This window comes from Amycolatopsis benzoatilytica AK 16/65, from assembly GCF_000383915.1.
Lineage (GTDB): Bacteria > Actinomycetota > Actinomycetes > Mycobacteriales > Pseudonocardiaceae > Amycolatopsis > Amycolatopsis benzoatilytica.
On the sequence record NZ_KB912942.1, the window covers coordinates 7507471 to 7526087 of the forward strand.

Sequence of the window (18617 nt, forward strand, 5' to 3'; positions counted from 1 at the left end):
GCGATCCTTGACCGTGAGCACGCGGGTGCGCACAATCAGCGCTATGCCAGGGATCCGGGAAGCACGCAGCACCAACGAGGGCATCGCCGCCCTGCTGCTGCGCCGCGGCCGGCTCGGCTCTCCTCCCGCGTAGGCGATTCCACCGCCCCATCCGCCTCTTTCCCGGGAGTACCGCCATGTCTGTGGGCTTGCCTGCCCGCCTGCGCTCAGCCACCACGCCGGACGACGGAATATTCGAAGGACCGCGGGTCCTTCCCGACCGAGACGACCGGCCCTACGAACTTTTTCGCCTTCGCCCGCTCGGCCGGCTCATCGGGGCCGAGCTGTCCGGGGTCGACCTCGCCGAGCCGGTCACGCCGCGGCTGCGGGAGGAACTCAACCGCGCACTGCTGGAGTGGAAGGTGCTGTTCTTCCGCGACCAGCGCATCACCTCGCAGCAGCAGCGCGCGTTCGCCGCGAACTGGGGCGAGCTGGAGACCAACCCGTTCATCCCGCAGGGCGAGCACGACCAGGTCGTGCGGTTTACCCGCACCGCCGGGATGCCCGGGTACGAAAACATCTGGCACACCGACGTCACCTGGCGGCCGAACCCGGCGCTCGGCTCGGTGCTGCGGCTGGTCGAGGTCCCGCCGATCGGCGGCGACACGATGTGGGCGGACATGGCCGCCGCGTACGACAACCTGCCCGCCGAGGTCCGCGCGCGGATCGACGGGCTGACCGCGGTGCACGACTTCGTTCCCGGCTTCGCCCGGTTCACCGACCCGGAGCTGCTGGCCGGCTGGCAGGACGCGTACCCGCCGGTCGAGCACCCGGTGGTGCGCACGCATCCGGAGACCGGGCGGCGCACGCTGTTCGTGAACCAGGCATTCACCACGCACATCGTCGGCCTGGCGCGTGCGGAGAGCGACCGGCTGCTGCGGTATCTGTTCCTGCAGGCGCATACGCCGGAGTTCCAGGTGCGTTTCCGCTGGGAGCGGGATTCGGTCGCGTTCTGGGACAATCGGGCGACCCAGCACTACGCGGTGAACGACTATCACCCGCACGTCCGGATCGCCGAACGCGTCGCGATCGTAGGGGATCGACCCTGCTGAGCAGCTCCGTGCGCTGAAGGGCACTCGCGGGATTTGGATTCCGGCGACGAGCCCAGCACGGGGCTCATGGAGCGAGTCCGGGTTTTCCGTGAGCTGTCCTCAGTGGACGCAAAACCTGCTCGCGAGTGGCGAGGCGCTCCGCCTTCCTCCCTTCCGCGCTCCCCGCGCGGGCAAGGCGGTGCCTGCCCCGCCACTCGCGAGGCGTTCCCCGGGGCAAAACCGTGGAGCCGCGGTCGCGGGTGAATGCGGAAATTCCCGCGCCCGCGGCTTCTTCCCGGTGGTGGCACCGGCGCGCATTCGATCACGGTCAACCCCCATGTGACCGTGTCGCCTCTCCCCACGCGGTGCGACCCGTGAGCGGTGCGAAAGTGGTCTAGGCCACATTCGCTGTGCTCATCGGTAAAGTACTCCCGCCGGGTACCGGCTGACCCCGGTCTTGAGCTGCATTTAAGGCAGATGCGCCGTCCGGGTGACGCCGGCGAGGACGAGCTAGCCGCGGAGTCCCTCCACCGTAGCGATGCCGTCGCGCACCGTCACCTTCGTGTCGCGCTGCGCGGAGAGGCGGGCGACCCGGCTCAGCGCCTCATCGGCTTCGGCTCCGGTCAACGGTACGCATTCGTTGTCTTCGTCGCGGCGAACTGGCACCAATTCGACCCGGATCCGCTCGCCGAGCGCGCAGCCGACGAGCAGTCCGTCCAGATGCCGGCCGCGCATCGCGGGCCAGTCGAAGACCAGGTTGCCCAGGCTGTAGAAGATCGGACGGCCGCGGTAGACCTCCACCGCCTGCACGGTATGCGGGCCGTGGCCGACGACCAGATCCGCGCCCGCCTCGATGATCGCGTGCGCGTAGGTCACCTGGTACTCGGCCAGTTCCTCACCGGCGAAGCCCCAGTGCATGGACACCGCGACGTGGTCGGCTTCGGCGCGAGCCCGGCGGATGTCGGCGATCAGGAGTTCCAGGTCGGCGGGCACCGGCGTGGTGCGCACACGCGGAGGGCGGCCGGGGACGTCCAGCACCCGCGGATCCGGTTGGTACGACGTGTGCGCGCCCGCGGCGGCGACGCCGGGAGAGTCAGCCAGCGCTTCCTGCCCCACCGGCCAGCACAGCGACGTGTAGGCGAGGAAAGCGATCCGGCTGCCGTTGCGTTCGAGGATCGCCGGTGCGTGCGCCTCGGCGAGGTTCGCGCCCGCTCCGCAGTGCGCGATCCCGGCCCGGTCCAGTACGCCGAGACTGGCCATCGCGGCGGCCGGCGGATAGGTCACGTTGTTGGCCACCGAGACCACGTCGATCTCGGCGGCGGTCAGCGCGGCGACCATCTCCGGCGAGGAGTGCCGCCAGTTCGGCTTGTGCGGGATGTCCAGGCCATTCGAACCGGACAGCGGCCCTTCCAGGTTTACGAACCGCACGTCGGCACCGGTGAGCAGCGAGGTCAGCGGGCGAAACGCGGCGTCCGGGTCCGCCCGGCCCTGCAGGTTGACATCGCCACCGAGAACAAGAGTGATCAATCGCGTCAACCCGTCCAAAGGAGGAAATCCCGCCAGCTAGTCACGAATCGTTGCCCGTTCGTCTTCCTCTGCGTCGCTTGTTCGGGGGACGATGCCTCGACCGTTGACTTGTAGAGGGGACTGAGGGTGACCATATCCCGTCGTTCCACTGGGGGCCGCAGCACCGGTGGAAGAACATTGACCAAGGGTGCGATCGCGGTGTCCGCTGTCGCGCTGATGCTGGGCGGCGCTGTCCCCGCATCGGCGGCGCCGAGCGCGGACGCGCTGATCGCGGAGGTTTACGGCGGCGGCGGCAATTCGGGTGCCACGCTGACCAACGACTTCGTCGAACTCGCCAACCGCGGCAGCACCGCGCTCGCGCTCGACGGCTACAGCATCCAGTACCTGCCCGCCTCCGCGAGCGCGTCGAGCACCTGGCAGGTCACGAAGCTGACTGGTTCGGTCGCGCCCAACGGCCGCTACCTGATCGCCGAGGCGAAGGGCAGCGGCGGCACGGTCGCACTGCCGACCCCGGACGCGACCGGGACGATCGCGATGGCGGCGACCGCCGGCACGGTCGCGCTCGTGTCCGACAGTGCGCCGCTGACCTGCAAGACTGCCGCGGACTGCGCGGCTGACAGCCGGGTCAGGGATCTGGTCGGCTTCGGCGGAGCCGTTGTTCGCGAGGGCAATTCGGCGGCCGCACCGGGCAACTCGACCTCGGTCGCCCGCGCCGCCTCGCTCGCCGACACCGACGACAACGCCGCGGACTTCACGGTCGGCGACCCGACGCCCACCAACACCAAGGGCGAGACCACCGGCACCCAGCCCGGCGAACCGGGCCTGCCCGCGAAGATCCACGGCATCCAGGGCACCACGCGGATCTCGCCGTACAAGGACAAAAAAGTCGAGGACGTCACCGGCATCGTCACCGCGGTGCGTGGCTTCGGCTCGGCGCGCGGGTTCTGGATGACCGACCCGAAGCCGGACAGCGACCCGCGTACCAGCGAGGGCCTGTTCGTGTTCACCGGCTCCACCACCCCGGCGGTGGCCGCCGGCGACGCGATCACCGCGCAGGGCACGGTCAAGGAGTACTACCCGGACGCGCCGGCGACTTCCAACTATCAGTCGCTGACCGAGCTGGCCAGTGCACAGTGGACGGTCGGCTCGCACGGGAACCCGCTGCCCGCCCCGACCGTGCTGACCGCGGACCAGGTGCCGGATGTGCTGGCCCCGAACGCGGGCGGCAATATCGAACCGCTGCCGCTGGAGCCGTCGAAGTACGCGCTGGACTTCTGGGAATCGCACGAAAGCGAGATCGTCCAGATCTCCGACGCGCGCGTGGTCGGCCCGAGCAACAAGTACGGCGAGCTGTATGTGACGACGAAGCCGAACCAGAACCCGACGCCGCGCGGCGGCACTGTGTACCTCGGCTACGACAAGGTCAACACCGGGGTGCTGAAGGTACAGTCGATCATCCCATCCGCCGAGCAGGCGGCCCCGAAGGTCAACACCGGCGACGTCCTGACCGGCGTCACTTCGGGTCCGGTGGAGTACAGCAGCTACGGCGGCTACACGCTGCTCGCGACCAAGCTCGGTGCGGCGAAGGACAACAAGCTGCAGCGGGAAACCACTCGCAAGCAGCGGCCCGGCGAGCTGTCGGTGGCGACCTACAACGTCGAGAATCTCGCGCCGTCCGATTCGGACACCAAGTACGCGCAGCTCGCGCACGGCATCGTCGACAACCTCGCGACGCCGGATGTCGTTACGCTGGAAGAGATTCAGGACAACGACGGGGCGACCAACGACGGCGTTGTGGACGCCGACGCGACGCTGAAGAAGTTCACCGACGCGATCGTCGCCGCCGGTGGCCCGCGCTACCAGTGGCGGCAGATCGACCCGGTCAACGACAAGGACGGCGGCCAGCCGGGCGGCAACATCCGGGTCGGTTTCCTGTTCAACCCGGCTCGGGTGTCCTTCGTGGACCGGCCGGGCGGCAGCCCGACAGCGTCGGTCGGCGTGCTGTCCGACCACGGCAAGGCGCACCTGACGCAGTCGCCTGGCCGGGTCGACCCGGGCAACGACGCGTGGCAGGACAGCCGCAAGCCGCTGGCCGGAGAGTTCGTGTTCCGCGGCCGCACCGTGTTCGTGATCGCCAACCACTTCAACTCCAAGGGCGGCGACCAGCCGACGCACGGCCGCTACCAGCCGCCGACGCGCAGCTCCGAGGTACAGCGCCAAAAGCAGGCGACTGTGCTGCAGGGATTCGTGTCGCAGCTGCTCACCGCGGACCCGCGCGCCAACGTCGTGGTCGCCGGCGACCTGAACGACTACCAGTTCTCGCCCGCGCTGGCGAAGCTGACCGCGGGCGGGCAGCTGAAGGACCTCATCTCGACACTGCCGCCGGCTGAGCGGTACAGCTACGTGTTCGAGGGTCAGTCGCAGGTGCTGGACCACATCCTGGCCTCGGCCGCCCCGCGCGGCGTCGATTACGACGTGGTGCACATCAACGCGGAGTTCGCCGACCAGGCGAGCGACCACGACCCGCAGGTGGTGCGGTTCCGCCCGTCGAGCGGGAACGCGCTGCAGGACTGGGGTTACGACCTGCTGGACCAGCTCGACAAGTTCCTGGGCCGCACGGCATAGCGAGTGGACCGTGAAGGGAACATTCACAGACTCAGAGTCCGTGAATGTTCCCTTCACGGCTTTTCAGCGTTTTGCGCGCCAGCCGAGCCCCAGTACGGCCTGTACCAGCTCCTGATAGCTGGGCTTGACCTCTTCCAGGTACCTCTCCAGATACTGCGGCCGCGCGGTCGTCACCGGCTGCGGATCGTCCAGCGCCTCGACGAAATTCAGCCGCGCGACGTTGTGCAGCGCCATCTTCCACCACCGGTTCGCACGTTCGCGCATTTTCTCTTCCTGCGCCTGTGCGGCGGCGAGGGCGGCATGCGCGTCCGCCAGCTGCCGTTCGATCTCGTCCGCCCGGGCGAGTTCCCAGGCACGCAGGTTTTCCGCCGAACCGCGGGCGAGGCCCACGATCTCTTTGTACCGCAACGCGGCGCTGGCGTTCTCGGCGGTCATTGCGGGCCTCCCGCGGTCGGCTCGGTTTCCGGTCGCTGGAACGGGATGATGACTTCCGGCGCGCCGTGCGTGGTGCGGTCGAAGAACAACGCCCGGCCCGGCCGCGGCGACCAGTGCACGACCTGGCCGGCGGCGAACGGCGACAGGTCGTTGCCCTGTACGTCCAGCGCGGCCCAGGTGCCGATGTCGTCGGTGCCGCCGAAGCCGAGGGTGTCCTTGAGCCGGGCTACGCTGCGCCACCAGCCGATGGTGTGGATGCCGTGCGCCGGACCGTTCTTGAGCAACGTGCGCAGGTGGTCGAGGCCGCTCTTCAGCTGTCCGACCGCCTTGGCCTCCAGCGAAGGCAACGCCGCGTCGACCCCGTACAGCAGCAGGATATGCGGCGTCATCGATTCGACGACCGACTCCAGCGCCGGGGAGAGGTCTTCGACCAGCGTCGCGTCGTGGCCTTCGGCGACCAGCCGTTCTTTCAGGTCCAGCACCGCCGCCGAACTCGCTTCGATCGGGCAGTGCAGCAAGAACTTGACCTCACCGGGCGCCAGCTGGCGGGCCAGCGACCGGGCTGCGGAGTCCATTATGGACAGCGCTTCCGCGGTCGCGCCGCCGAGCACGGCGACGTTCCGGCCGGGCACCCGCGGCAGTTCGACGCCGCACGCCGCCTCGGTGACGTCGATCGACTGGCCCAGGATCGCCCGCGGCTGCGGGCTCGGCTTGAGCTCCACGAACGCCGGGAACTGTTCCAGTACCGGCGAATGCGCGCCGTCGAACAGCCGAGGCCGGGGGAACCGGCCGGAATAGCGCTCCCACAGGTCCTTCTGCAGCTCCACGAACACGTTGTTGCTGCTCGAGTCCGGCACGTGCGCCAGCTGGTTCCCGTGCGCCACGCCGGAATCGTGGTTGATCACCGCGTGCCACTTCGGCGCGGACACCGCTGCGTTGTTCGTCTCCGACAGCACCCGGCGCGCCTTCGGCATCGCGATCCGCAGCGTGCACTGCTCGAACACGGCCGGCTTGCCCCAGAACGCTTCGATGCCGGCCACGTCCTGGCTGGCCAGCACCAGGTGGATGCCCTGCGAACGACCTCGCCGCGCGATGTCTTCGAGCAGCTGGGTCGCCTGCGCGGTGACCTGGTCGCGGCCGGCGAACAGATACTGGAACTCGTCGATCACCGCGACGATCCGCGGCCAGTGCCCACCCGGATCCTGTTCGCGCAGGTCGGCCAGGTTGGTGACCTCGTGCTCCTTCGCCGCGGCCGAACGGCGGCGCAGCTCGTCGGCGAGGAACCGCAGCAGCGCCAAGCCGAACTCGCGGTCGGTGTTCACATTGACGCCGACCAGTTTCGCGTGCGGCAGCCAACTGGAGTCCTTGCGCCCGGGCGCGAGACCGGCGAACGAGACGCCTTCCTTGAAGTCCAGCAGGTACAACGCCAGCTCGTCCGGCGTGTACCGCGCCGCCAGGCTGCCGAGCAGCGCGTACAGGAAGTTCGTTTTGCCCGAACCGCTCGGACCGCCGATCAGCGCGTGCGGGCTCGCGTCGCCGATCACCACTTCGACGGCTTCGCCCTCATGGAACCCGATCGGCGCGCGCAGTTCGCGCGCGGAGCTTTCCTGCCCGACCTCGGTCGGCATCAGGTCGGCGAACGAGCGCGGACCGCCCTGCCTGGCGATCAGCGCTTCGGCGATGTGGTTGGCGGCGCGGATGACCTGCCCGGACGGCATCGGCGGATCCAGGTCCACCACCAGGTCGGTGCCGGTCATGCTGCTGACCGCGCGGCGCTCGTCCAGCAGGCTGAGCGTTTCGATGGACGCGCTGACCGCGGTCGGCACGTCGACCAGGATCAGGCTGATCCCGGCCGCGAGCGCGCCGCTGGCGACCCGCTTGAGGTCGCGCGCGCGTTCCGGTTCGAGGGTCTCGCCGTTGCCGTAGAGCACCGCGATCCGGTACGGCTCGAGCCGCTGCTGGGTGGCTTTTCGCAGCTCCCGCAACGAAGTGTGGCCGGCCTGCATCCCGGTGGCGTGGATCCGGCGGATGTGCCCGGCCAGCTCGTCGAGCAGGTCCTCCAACCGGGTCGGGTCATACAGCGACAGCGCGCTGGTGCGGCTGAGCGGGTACAGGTCGGGCAGGATCGCGGTCAGCTGGCCGACGTCCCACAGGTGGATTTTCACCGCGCCCGGCTCGAACGTCGACAGCACCCGCATCAGCAGACCCTGCACGATCCCGTCGACGATCGGGCGGGTCTTCGGCGCCGAGGTGATAGCCAGGTGCGATTCGTCCAGCAGCGGCACCGCTACGTCGAAGGTGCGGCTGATGTCGCGCCCGGCCGTGGTCGCCGAACCGACGCGCCACAGCTGCGGCGCGGTGATTCCCCGGCTCGACCCGACCCGCCCGAGCCAGTCCGCGGGCGGCCGGCCGGCCGGGCCTGGCGCGTACGCGGCGACCAGGTCGCGCAGCGCGCCGGGCCCGGCGCTCCAGTCGGTGTAGTAGGCGGCGCGGGTGCCGCCGAGCCGGGCGAACACCTCGTGCGCGGCCGGATGCCGGGCCCACTCGGTCTGCTGCGCCGGGTCGGCGTGGTCCATGCCGACCCGGACGATCTCCTGTTCCAGCGCCAGCCGGGCAACTTCGGCCTCGGCCGTTTCGCGCGCGCCCGCGGCGGCGCCGAGGACGAGCCCGATCTGTTGCCGGACCCGGTCCAGTGCGGTCTGTACCCGGTTGCGTTGCTCGGCTGCCTTGCTGGCCATTTGGTTCCTACAGACGTGACTGGTATCCGCCCACGAGATCGTCGGCGGCGGCTAGGCGGATGAAGAGACGGTCCAGTTCCTCGTCGGCTTGCGCCAGCTGCACGGGCAGCCACGGGTCGGCCTTGGCCTGCGCGTCGACAAGGGCGCGCCGGGCGTCGCCGAGCAGCGTCCTGGCCTGCTCGGCGTGCGCCCGCCCGTCGCCGACGCCCGCTCGCACGGCGGTGAGCAACTGGTGGATTTCGGCGAGTCCCGACATAGGCGCTAGAGCCGGGCCGAGTAGGAATCGGCCGACGAGATGCCGGCCTGGATGGTGCTCTGCATGCCGCTGATCCCGTGCAGCGCCTCGGCGAGCAGGCCGTGCGCCTGGTTAACCTCGTGCTGGCTGCTGCCTTGGGTCGCCTGCTGCAGCGACAGTTGCGCTTCCTCAAGCGCGCTGGCCGCTTGCTGCAGCGCGGCGATGCTCGCGGACGCCTTCTCGTTCGCGAGCGCGATACCAGCGCGGATTTCTTCCACTCCGGCCATGGGGGCGGACTCCTCGGTGCGTCATGGGCTGGAAACGACCACGTACAAACTTAGCGTGATCACGTGTCTTCGGTAAGTAAGTGGGAACGGGAGAATCGACAAGGCCCCGGACGCGATCGGCAGTCCGGGGCCAGTCAGGCGGCGGCTTCCGGCGGCGCGCAAGAGGCTTCGAAGACCCGTGTTTCAGCCTGTTGACCTGCGGGTTCTTCAGGTGCGCGCGATCATCCGCCACCGGAGTCAAAACGGTATTCGTGACACCGGGAAACCTCTCCGAACGGGTACGAACAAGTCCGCGGCGAAGCCTAGCGGGTAGAGCTGTTCGGCCGATCCCAGCCCCGCCGGTCCGGCCGCCGGTTGCGGACAGCTACCGTCTTTCTCGCCGTTCGGGGGCTTGCCCCGCGCACGGCCGCCGGTTCCGTTGCCTAGCGGGCACCCGCCGGGTTCGGGTCGTCGCCGAGATAAGTGCCGTAGCCCTCGACGACGAGCGGCCCGTCGAAGATCAGGACTTCGTTGACCAGACCGCCCTTCTGGTTGCGGTAGTTGATGACCAAAGAGCTGAGCCCGACGTAGACGCCGAGGACTTCGAAGCGCAGATCGGGAATCCGGCGCAGGCCCTCGGCCCAGTACGCGCGCAGCGCCGCTTTGCCGCGGATGATGCCGTCGCCGCCGAGCACCTGGATCGCCACCGGCGACCGGAAGACGACGTCCTCGGCGAAGTGCGTCATCAGGGTGTCCAGATCGCGGGCGTTCCACGCCCGCGCCCAGTGGTCGGCGAATTCTCGCGCTGCGCTGTGGTCCATGGGCGGAATTCTGCCAGCGCCGGGCAACTTCGTTTTCGTCCGGCCAGCGGGGCGGAGCCGGGTATTCCCGTTGCCGGACAAGGGCTTTCCGCTGGTTAGAGCCGCGCGGAGTCGGGTACTCCGGCGTACTCGGGCAGCTCGATGCCGTTGAGAGCGCGCTCGACCAGCGCGGTGAGCGCTGCCATGTCGGGCTCCTCGTGCGGTTCTGCGCCCGCGCGCATCCGCGCGTGCAACCGGCCGATCTCCTGGTTGGCCTCGACGAACGGGCGCATCCGCGTCTCGTACCGCGCGAACCCAGCCGCGGGCTCCCACTCGGCGGCGGCCAGTTCTCCGGCCAGCAGGTAGGCGCCGACCAGCGCCAGCCCGGTGCCCTGCCCGGACATCGGCGACGAGCTGAATGCCGCGTCGCCGATCAACCCCACCCGTCCGTCCGACCAGCGCTCCATCGCCACCTGGGCGACCTGGTCGAGGTAGAAGTCCGGGGTATCGTCCAGGTGCTCGAGGATGCGCGGGGCCAGCCAGCCGAGTCCGGCCAGTTGGGCGCGCAGCAGCCGCTTCTGTCCTTCGACGTCGCGGTAGTCGACGTCGAAACCGGCGGCCGGGAAGGTGAACATGGCCATCGCCCGGGTCGCGTCCCGGATCGGCCGCAGCGCGGCCGCGCGCCCGGACTCCGGTTCCTGGTATTCGAGCAGCCAGCGGTCCAGGCCGAACTCGTTGGGCACGCTGTAAAAGGCCAGCACCAGCCCGAGGTGGCGGAGGAACCGTTCGCGCGGCCCGAAGGCCATCGCGCGCAACGACGAATGCAGCCCGTCCGCTCCGACCACCAGGTCGAACCGGCGCCGTTCGCCGCTCTCGAGCCGCACGTCGACCCCGTCCGCGTCCTGGGCGAGTCCGGCGATCTGGTCGCCGAAGAAGTATTCGACTCCGTTCCGGGTGTCGTCGTAGAGGACCTGGGACAGGTCTCCGCGCAGGATCTCGATGTCCGCGATGAATCCGTCTCCGGCGTTGTCCTCCGCGCGGAAGGTCTCCACGACGTTGCCGTCGGCGTCGACGGTGTGCGCGCCAGCGGTGCCGGTGCACGCCGCGCGCACCGCCGATTCCAGCCCCATCCGCCGGATGACTTCCTTGGTCACCCCGCGCGCGTCCACCGCTTGGCCGCCGGGCCGCAATCTGGGCGCCCGCTCCACGACGGTCACCTCGGCCCCGCGCCGGCGCAGCCAATGCGCCAGCGCCGGCCCGGCGATGCTCGCTCCGGCCACCAACACCCTGCTCCCGCTCATCGCGGCCCCCCAACGGTCAGCGAATGACGGGTCGAAGTGTAGGGCGCGAATCGCGCCGGAGACGGGAAATTCCAGGCACCCGTGGGGCGTTTTCCGAGCACGTCGGCCGGGCAACCCCGGTGACCCGGGGCGACGGAGACCGGGCCAGCACCGAGTCACCTCCGGTTGTCGTCAGGCGAGCCCCCGGAGAGTCAGATCGAGGGCGTCGATGAGGGTGGTGCGGTTGCCGGGCCGCATGAGGGCTTCTTCGCTGCCGTTGGTGTCGGTGCTGGTGAAGGCGAGGAGCCGGCCGTTTCGGGTGAGGTCGTAGACGGTCAGCGGGGTGCTGCGGATGCGGTCGCCGTTGGGTCTGACGGCGGCGTAGAGCTTGTGCACGGCGGCGCGTTCGGCGCGGGTCAGGTGCCGCATCTGGTCGGCTTGAGTGGAGTCTTCGGAGAGCGGGTCGGCGTCGCGGCCGTCGAGGTAGGCCATCGGCACCCGCAGGTGGCCGATCCGGGCGGGCGGGTAGTCGGGCAGGGTGTCGACCAGGCTCGCCGCGAGTTCGCGTGGCGGGATCGGGTCGAGTTGGATCGAGTGGTGGTCGGTGATCAGCCGGACGGCGTCGCGGCCCGCGGAGGCGACGAACACCGCGCCGTTGTCGCCGGGTCGGTGGACGAACGCGGTCCAGGCGTACAGCTCCCGCTCGGGTGCGGCGAGCAGTTCCAACGTGGCCTGGAATCCCGGGGTCAGCCGTCCGTCCGGGGTGGCCAACCGCAAACCCTCGAACCGGGACATCGTGCGTTGTTCCAGCTCGCGAGAGAATTCGGCGGTCGTGTAGGTGTCGTCCGGGTCGACCACGGCGGGCAGCGTGCCCCCGCCGGCGTGGTTCCACGCGACGAAGAACGCCGGGCGCGGGATGCGCACCGGCCGGTCGAGGATCGTCATCGGCGCGCCTCAGCCGCCGATGGTCGGGGGTGTGGGCGGGAGCCCGGTGCGCGGGTCGCGCAGCCGGCCGTCCTCGTCGTCGACGAGGTCGAACGCGGAATCGTCTTCCAGCAGGTATTTCCGCTGGTGTTCCTTGTCTTCCTCGCCTTTGCCCTTGCCGCCCCCGGCACCCATGCCGCCCATCCCGGCCCCGCCGCGCGACCCCGCCGCGCCCCTCGCCCCGGCTGCCGACGAGCCACGACCCGCCGCGCCCTCGGCGCCCTCGGCAGCACCGCCGGTGCCCGCTCCTCCGCCCAGCCGTCCCGCAGCGCTCCCGCCGCGACCGCCCGTACCCGCGCCGCCACCGGACTCGAACGCCCCGCCGCCGCTGCCGAATCCGCCGGTCGGGCCGAACCCGCCGGCCACACCCGGCGACCACGAGTTCCCGCCGCCCGTCCCGCCCCCACCGGGGATCGAGGGCGAGGGAACCCAGCCCGCGCCCGGTCCGGTGCTCCGGCTCAGGTCCGGCGGCGTCCATCCCGCTGCAGTCGTGCCGTCGCCCGACCCGGCTCCCACCGGCTGGTTCGGCGGCTGATACGTCGGCACGTGACCGCCCGAACCCGGCCCGGAAGGCGTGCTGCCGGTACTGCCGGGATAGGACGGCGTGAAGGCGCTCGACGGCCCGCCGCCCGTGTCCGCAGGCCCGAACCCCGACCGGGAGCGACTGTCGGTTCCGTGCCGGTCGTCCGGGCCGCCGGTCGAGTTCGTGCCGGGCTTGGACAGCGTCACGTCGCCGTCGAACGCGCTCAGCTGGCCGTAGTCGGTGGCGAGCGTCTGCCCGCTGGTCTGGGCGTGCTGGGTGTAACCGTGGTAGCGGTCGAGATTCTCTTGGGCGGTCTTGTTGTACTGGTTGATCTGGTCCTCGGTGTCGGTGTCCCAGGGGGTTACCTCGTCCCACACGTTCTTGTGCGGCGGCGCACCCGGCATCGGCTGCAGACTCTGCTTCATCGCGTCGAACCCGTGCGCGAGATCGGTCAGGTTCTGCCCGTTGCCGGTGTAAGTCGACGCGGCGGCCGTGGTCGCGTCCGCGAACGGCCTGATCCGCGCCTGCGCAGCGTCAGCCCCGCCGCCGGTCCACGCCGACTCCAGCCCCGCGCTCAACTGCTGCACCCGGGCACCGGCCTCGTCGTGCTTGCCCGCGAGCTGGGTGGCCTGCTGCGCGCCCTGGTGCCAGCTCTGCGCGCCCTGACTGGCCAGGATCTTCGCCACCAACTCCGGGGCCGGGACCGCATTGTCGCCCAGGTTGCCGTGATAGAGGTCGCCGAACCAATGCGCCACGTCGCTGGCCCGGTCCCCGACCCAGTCCGCAGCGTCCTCCAGCGCGCCCCCGACCGCTTTCGCCACATCTCCGACCGTGTCGAAGAACGACATCACGCACCCGCCTTGCGCTTCAGGTTCGTGACCACCATGTCCGCCACCCGCGCCGACAACTCGCACGGATCAGCCCCACTGGCCCGCTTCGCATCGCTGGGAGTCAGCGACGCATCGACAGTCAACGCGTCCGAGATGCCCACGCTCACCTGACAGAACCCAGTCTGAGTGCCCGAGCTGAACGTCGAATTCGCGACAGCCGGAAACCCTTGAATGGGCGGCAGTTCCCGCCACACCTTCGCCTGCGGTTTCGTGTTCTGATACAAACCGCTGAGTCCTTCGTGCGTCTGCGTCACGTAGAAGACCGATAGTCCGGCACCGGAGTCGAGGTTGTCCCACTTGCACTCCGGGCCGATTCCAGCGAGGATGTCCGGCTTGCCTTGGGGTGCCGTGCCGAAGATCTGTGTGAGCTGCTCGGAGGTCAGCGCGTCCTGGCAGGGCTGCCCAGTAAGCACGGACTCGGGCAACGGGTGCTCAACCTTCGGGGCCCCGCTGTGTGGCAGGCCGGCAGCCGACGACGCTGGCGTGGTGCTCGCTGGAGCAGCCGTCGGACCCCCGGAGCATCCTGCGGCGGCCGACACAACCGCAGCCGCGCCCAGGGCAGCCATGAGCGTTCGGCGCGTCATCACGCGAACCCCCCGCTCTGCTTGCCGGCGTTCTTGACGTCCGCCCCGGCCTGCTCGTCCGACGCCTCGGTGATCCCCAGCGCCTTCTCCAGCCGCTTCACCAGTTCGTCGGCGTAGGCGAACTCCTGCTCGACCTGGTCTCTGCCCGTGACGAACACGCCCTTCGGCTCGCCGCCGTTGACCAGGCGCTGGTTGTAGCCGTTGCTGGTCGGCTCGTCCGCCGGAGGCGTGAGCCGAGTCAGCTGGTTCGCCTCAGACCGCATCTCGCGGAAATCTGCGCGGACGGACTTGGCCAGCTTGAGCATGGCCGCTGCGTCGTCGCGGCTCATCGTGAACCCCTGGCCGCCCGGCGAGCCGCCCCCGCCCGGAGAACCGCCGCTCATCGCGGCACCCGCAGCCGCTCCCGCGCCGAGAGCGTCATTGATGTTGAACACCAGCCCGTCGAGCCACCCCGACCCTTGTGCAGGTTGAGACACTGCGCCGACCCCTCCGATGACCTACGTCCGCCCCGCAGACAGTTTTCCAGCCTAGGGACACTTGCCTACTGGCACCGTAGCGGACCGATCACGCTGCGGTGGCCACTTCGCCGGAAAAGGACAACCTTCACTCAGGACGGTGTTCCTCGGGCTCATGCGCCTCGTCGCGCCTCTCGGCCCAGCCAGGGTCAACTGAGACTAAAAATGAGACTGAGACGGGAAATGCCGGGCACCCGTGGGATACCCGGCATTCGCCTTGTTACTGCGGCGGAGGATACAGGATTCGAACCTGCGAGGGCGTGAACCCAACACGCTTTCCAAGTCTGCTCGCGGGTGTTCACTGGGGGTCTTGGGTCGCGAAGCCCCAGGTCAGCGCGCTGCTCGCCAGTTGGGGAACCCGGGTGACCCGGTACGAATGAGACTAGAAGTGAGACTAGGCCAGACCTGCGTTCGGCTCCGGCGTCTCGCCGCCAGACGCCCGTACAGGGTACGCAGGAGCTCGGTGCGGACGTTCGATGCTGTAACAGATTCGTATCGCTGCTTAACGCTGGCGGGGTACTGACCGACGTGGTCATCAGGTGTGTGCCGCGAGATGGGAGCAGGATTCTTGATGGCTGGTGTACCACGGCCAAGGCCCTGCTACCTCGATCAACTCGAAAGATGCGGCGCACGTAACGGGCGCAGACGTTGGCGAAATGCTCGCGGTGACCGATACTACGAATGGGACGAGCTTCACGGGCACATCGAGGTGTACAACAGGCGCGGTCGACACCTCGGCGTCCTGGACGCCGTGACAGGAGAGACCATCAGCGACGCAGTCAGGGGACGGAGGATCGATGTCTGACACTGCCACCTTCATCGAGGAGTGCCTTGCTGGTCGTGCCCTGGCCACCGATGCCGACGACTGGGTCGATGCTTGGCATGATGCGCCTGATGCCTCAACGGCAGCTCGTATGAGCCTCTCGGACTTCCTCGGTATGACCGAAAGTGAGTACGCCCTGTGGGTGGAACGCCCTGAAGCGCTCCGCTTCATCATCGCTGGCCGTAAGGCTGGCGAGGCACCCGCGACCGCGGAGCTGCTCGGCGACCTTGTCGCGGCTGCTGCCCGGGCGGGTGATGACGCAGAGGCTGCGAGCGTCGTGCAGTGGCTTAAGAAGACTGGACGTCTGTAATTTAAATGGACCCGGTTTCGAATATAGCTGCTCTGCTTGTGGAAAGGTTCCAGCTTGAGCCGCCGGTTGATGTAAGGGGGCTACTGGAGGAGTTTGCTGACCTGGAGTACTGCGATTGGCCTTTCAATTGCGATGGAATTGCGATCCTGTCGGGCGCGAAGTCTCATCCCCTTGATAGGCCGAAAGTGTTTATTAAGGCCGACCAATATTACAGGCGGGAGCGGTTCACGCTTGCGCACGAGCTTGGCCATGTCGTCATACCCTGGCATGTGAATGCTGTTGATTGCAAGCCTATGGACGCGCAGGGGTCGACCGGTAGCGAAACATTCCTAGGTATGCATCATGAGTCGCAGGCAACGGAGTTCGCGTCCCGTGTGCTGCTCCCGGACAAGTTTGCCGCTGAGCTGGCTCCGTATTACGCTCCCCCGGCAGAAATATTGGAGAAGCTGGAGAAAGCCGACATGTCGGCGGCGGCCGGAATTCTCGCACTGCGTCGAGTATTGCCATCGGGGTATGTATTCATTCACCCGGACCTGGTCAGTGTGGTGCGAAGTAACGGGACGGCGTACTATGCAAACTCGACCGAGTTGAGGGCGGCTGCAATTAGAACCGGTACGACCTCGCATCAAGGTGTGACTATTAGGTGGTATCAGGTTGCGGAAGATTCTGAAGTAACTCTGAAGATCGAATCAAAGGCTGCCGCGAAGGGAGTCTTGCGAGAGATAGCCGAATCCGTGGTGGCAAAAGGGATTGGTCATACGGTTCAAGGCATTCAACAAAGCGTCGCTGGGACAATCGGTGCCGCGAAGTCTGGTGCTGTCCACCTCCGTTCCGCAGAGTCGTGGCTTGGCCTCTTGTTGCACAGGTTCTCGGCCAAGGCCGAGCTTGCCTCGGCTGTGGGGTCGAGCGGGTTCTATGACTACCTTAGTTTTAAGGCTCGCGAGTTGGCGGGCGACCTGCCTGGCAAGAATCAAAGCGGCGATCGTTAGATTTCGCCAGCCACTAGTTAGTGGAGTGCGTCCCGCATTTCGAACATGCTGCGCACTGTTGCAGATGCTCCGGCCTTTTCGAGGCTATCTTTCTTCGCTGGTTTGTTGACGTAGCCGACCGCCGGTGCGCCGACGGCCTTGGCGGCCTGGATATCGGTTACGGAGTCGCCAATAAGCAATGCTTCTTTGCTTGCGATGCCAGTGGTGGAAAGTGCGTGCAGGAGGCCGTACGGGTTGGGTTTCATTAGATCGGGTCGGCAAGGTATGCGACCAACGATGATCGCCATCCTGGTTGTCAGGTCAAATCGATTCAGGTAATCCTCGATGGCGGCAGGCGAGTTGTTGCTGAGAATTCCAACTTTTCTTCCGGATTTGAGTGCCGACTCAATCGACTCGATGCCGCCTGGTGTTGCTGACGCTGACTTGATCGCATCGCGCTCGGCTGCAACTAGCTCCTGTTCCATTGCTTCGACGGCCGACTGGCTGTGCCGGATTGATTCCTGCAAGACGGCTAAGGGGTCGTCGGTGTCGATTGGCTCGCTCAAGTGCTTCTCGAGTTGACGGGCGATTAGGCTTGCGGGCTTTCCTGCAAACACATCACAAACTGGTCCGTCGAAATCAAAGAGCACCAATTGTGAGCGATCAACGACGTCCTTGAGCAGGTTGTCTGCCACTACAGCTCCACATCCTTCGCGACTGAGTCCCACACGCTGTCAAACCATCGCTGTGCCTGCTCCACGTACTGGGTATCCACCGCGTCGGGGTCGTCGGACTTGGCGTAGTGGAACAGCACGGCATCTTTGCCCATCGGGTCGAAGATCTCGACCGGCTGTCCGGCGATGGCCACCGAGTGCTGGAGCACCGGGTAGAAGCCGAAGAACGCCTCCGACTGGTTGAGCAGGAACATCTTGAACAGCGGTGCAGCGTGGTAAACGCGAACCTGTGCCGTGGCTGTCTGGACGAGCCCGAGCGCTGCCAGCTCCTGGACGGTCTCGACAACGGCCTGGGTGGACCGCTGCACGATGCGTTCCGCTCGCTTCCGCACGTCTGGTGAGTCCTCCCCGTCCGGCGCGAGTGCCGGCAGTCCGAGTGGCTTGGACAGGTCGGGTAGCAGGATGCGAATCCGCAGGCTGTCCGGCTGGAGACGGCCCGAACGCACCTTGTCGAGCGGTTCACTGATCACCCCGTGCAGGGTCTCGCCGGAGAATCCGGCGAAGTCAATGGCGACGTCTCCGCCGCTGTCGAAGATGGCTTCTACATGCGGTCGTAGGCCAACGGACCGCTCCGTGCGTTGCCGCACGTACGACCCCTTGCCCTGGCGAGACAGCACTAGGCCCTCATCGCGCAGGATGCCGACCGCCTTCTGGGCGGTCATCGGCGCAACTCCGTACTTGGTGGCTAGGTCGGCATACGAGGGGAGCTTGTCCCCCGGCGCGTAGGTCCCGGTCAGGATCGCGGCCCGCAGAAACGCGGCTACCTGCTGAAACGGCGGGCGTGGGTCCTCTATGTCGATCTCGTCCATGTCGAAGAGCATAACCCCAACACTGCTAGCCCAACTAGGTGAATCATGTCTCCACACTAGGTCTGCTAGCAATGTTTGGTTGACTTAGCTAGTAGAGCTATGTGAGTCTCTGGTGGTCGCCAACGACACCAACCGAGAGGGACCCACGATGAGGACCGCACGAGTCACCACCCGCGAAGCGCAGGCCGTTGTGGACGGGCTGGGCGAGGGTGTTTTCGCTGTTGAGGGCTACTGCCCGGACGGTCTGACCGAGTCGGCTATCGACGCGTTGATCGCGTCGGTGGACGCGGAGCTGGCCGCCACCGAGGAAGCCGCGGCGATCCGCGTGCAGCACTCGTTCACCGATGCCCGCCGGGCGCACCGGGCTCGTCGCCGGGTGGAGGGTGCGGCGTTGCGGGCGGTGCCGGGCCGGTTCGAGGCCGTGGCTGCCGAGCCGCTGGGGGAGGCCGCGTGATGGCCGCCCCGTATTCGCTGACCAGTCAGTTCAGCCCCGGCGCGGCG

At 67.9% G+C, this 18617-nt stretch carries 19 protein-coding genes; 6 read left to right on the forward strand and 13 right to left on the reverse strand.

Annotation, left to right across the window (positions count from 1 at the left end; translation table 11 throughout):
• The first annotated feature begins 176 nt into the window (after positions 1 to 176).
• Positions 177 to 1091 (forward strand): TauD/TfdA dioxygenase family protein, encoded by a 915-nt coding sequence (locus AMYBE_RS0135035; RefSeq protein WP_020664060.1) that lies wholly within the window; start codon positions 177 to 179, stop codon positions 1089 to 1091.
• A gap of 489 nt (positions 1092 to 1580) precedes the next feature.
• Here AMYBE_RS0135035 and AMYBE_RS0135040 read toward each other — a convergent pair whose 3' ends face one another.
• Positions 1581 to 2597, reverse strand: a complete 1017-nt coding sequence (locus AMYBE_RS0135040) for a CapA family protein (protein ID WP_027928341.1) — start codon at positions 2595 to 2597, stop codon at positions 1581 to 1583.
• A 216-nt stretch (positions 2598 to 2813) separates the two neighbouring features.
• Between AMYBE_RS0135040 and AMYBE_RS0135045 the strand changes: the two genes are divergently transcribed.
• Positions 2814 to 5222 (forward strand): endonuclease/exonuclease/phosphatase family protein, encoded by a 2409-nt coding sequence (locus AMYBE_RS0135045; protein WP_051125032.1) that lies wholly within the window; start codon positions 2814 to 2816, stop codon positions 5220 to 5222.
• A 63-nt stretch (positions 5223 to 5285) separates the two neighbouring features.
• Here the strand turns inward: AMYBE_RS0135045 and AMYBE_RS0135050 are convergent, their stop codons facing one another.
• The 10 genes from AMYBE_RS0135050 to AMYBE_RS42925 all read right to left on the reverse strand — a co-directional run bounded on the left by AMYBE_RS0135050 (position 5286) and on the right by AMYBE_RS42925 (position 14433).
• Positions 5286 to 5657, reverse strand: coding sequence for a hypothetical protein (locus tag AMYBE_RS0135050; RefSeq protein WP_020664063.1), 372 nt, complete (start codon positions 5655 to 5657; stop codon positions 5286 to 5288).
• Entirely contained in the window at positions 5654 to 8395 is a 2742-nt protein-coding gene (locus AMYBE_RS0135055) for an FtsK/SpoIIIE domain-containing protein (RefSeq protein ID WP_020664064.1), read from the reverse strand. Before AMYBE_RS0135055 ends, AMYBE_RS0135050 begins: the two co-directional genes overlap by 4 nt.
• A gap of 7 nt (positions 8396 to 8402) precedes the next feature.
• Positions 8403 to 8651 (reverse strand): hypothetical protein, encoded by a 249-nt coding sequence (locus tag AMYBE_RS0135060; RefSeq protein ID WP_020664065.1) that lies wholly within the window; start codon positions 8649 to 8651, stop codon positions 8403 to 8405.
• Positions 8652 to 8656: 5 nt separating this feature from the next.
• Positions 8657 to 8917, reverse strand: a complete 261-nt coding sequence (locus AMYBE_RS0135065) for a hypothetical protein (RefSeq protein WP_020664066.1) — start codon at positions 8915 to 8917, stop codon at positions 8657 to 8659.
• 422 nt (positions 8918 to 9339) lie between these two features.
• Complete coding sequence (locus tag AMYBE_RS0135070; RefSeq protein ID WP_020664067.1) at positions 9340 to 9717, reverse strand: YybH family protein; 378 nt, start codon at positions 9715 to 9717, stop codon at positions 9340 to 9342.
• 95 nt (positions 9718 to 9812) lie between these two features.
• A complete protein-coding gene (locus AMYBE_RS0135075) occupies positions 9813 to 10997 on the reverse strand; it encodes an FAD-dependent monooxygenase (RefSeq protein ID WP_027928344.1) in 1185 nt (394 codons plus the stop codon).
• A gap of 171 nt (positions 10998 to 11168) precedes the next feature.
• The gene (locus AMYBE_RS0135080) at positions 11169 to 11921 is read right to left on the reverse strand and encodes an ESX secretion-associated protein EspG (protein WP_020664069.1); all 753 of its coding nucleotides are present in this window, start codon (positions 11919 to 11921) and stop codon (positions 11169 to 11171) included.
• Between the two features lie 9 nt (positions 11922 to 11930).
• Positions 11931 to 13331, reverse strand: coding sequence for a hypothetical protein (locus tag AMYBE_RS0135085; protein WP_020664070.1), 1401 nt, complete (start codon positions 13329 to 13331; stop codon positions 11931 to 11933).
• Positions 13331 to 13957: a DUF3558 family protein gene (locus AMYBE_RS0135090; RefSeq protein WP_027928345.1), complete on the reverse strand. Its 627-nt coding sequence runs from the start codon at positions 13955 to 13957 to the stop codon at positions 13331 to 13333. The genes AMYBE_RS0135085 and AMYBE_RS0135090 overlap by 1 nt, the downstream gene beginning before the upstream one ends.
• The gene (locus AMYBE_RS42925; RefSeq protein WP_154676394.1) at positions 13957 to 14433 is read right to left on the reverse strand and encodes a hypothetical protein; all 477 of its coding nucleotides are present in this window, start codon (positions 14431 to 14433) and stop codon (positions 13957 to 13959) included. The genes AMYBE_RS0135090 and AMYBE_RS42925 overlap by 1 nt, the downstream gene beginning before the upstream one ends.
• A gap of 610 nt (positions 14434 to 15043) precedes the next feature.
• Here AMYBE_RS42925 and AMYBE_RS46975 point away from each other — a divergent pair.
• From AMYBE_RS46975 to AMYBE_RS44450, 3 genes are read left to right on the forward strand one after another with little or no spacing between them, the layout of a single operon-like run.
• Positions 15044 to 15277, forward strand: a complete 234-nt coding sequence (locus AMYBE_RS46975) for a colicin E3/pyocin S6 family cytotoxin (protein ID WP_084470270.1) — start codon at positions 15044 to 15046, stop codon at positions 15275 to 15277.
• A complete protein-coding gene (locus AMYBE_RS0135100; RefSeq protein ID WP_020664073.1) occupies positions 15270 to 15605 on the forward strand; it encodes a hypothetical protein in 336 nt (111 codons plus the stop codon). The genes AMYBE_RS46975 and AMYBE_RS0135100 overlap by 8 nt, the downstream gene beginning before the upstream one ends.
• A 5-nt stretch (positions 15606 to 15610) precedes the next feature.
• Positions 15611 to 16594 carry an ImmA/IrrE family metallo-endopeptidase gene (locus tag AMYBE_RS44450; protein WP_084470272.1) on the forward strand — a complete coding sequence of 328 codons (984 nt, stop codon included), beginning with the start codon at positions 15611 to 15613 and terminating at the stop codon, positions 16592 to 16594.
• A 17-nt stretch (positions 16595 to 16611) separates the two neighbouring features.
• Here AMYBE_RS44450 and AMYBE_RS44455 read toward each other — a convergent pair whose 3' ends face one another.
• Together AMYBE_RS44455 and AMYBE_RS0135105 are read right to left on the reverse strand one after the other, a co-directional pair.
• The gene (locus AMYBE_RS44455) at positions 16612 to 17268 is read right to left on the reverse strand and encodes an HAD family hydrolase (RefSeq protein ID WP_169515292.1); all 657 of its coding nucleotides are present in this window, start codon (positions 17266 to 17268) and stop codon (positions 16612 to 16614) included.
• On the reverse strand, positions 17268 to 18116 hold the full coding sequence (locus AMYBE_RS0135105) for a GntR family transcriptional regulator (RefSeq protein WP_027928346.1): 849 nt from the start codon (positions 18114 to 18116) through the stop codon (positions 17268 to 17270). Before AMYBE_RS0135105 ends, AMYBE_RS44455 begins: the two co-directional genes overlap by 1 nt.
• Positions 18117 to 18264: 148 nt before the next feature.
• Between AMYBE_RS0135105 and AMYBE_RS0135110 the strand changes: the two genes are divergently transcribed.
• Complete coding sequence (locus tag AMYBE_RS0135110) at positions 18265 to 18570, forward strand: hypothetical protein (RefSeq protein WP_027928347.1); 306 nt, start codon at positions 18265 to 18267, stop codon at positions 18568 to 18570.
• Positions 18571 to 18617: the final 47 nt, after the last annotated feature.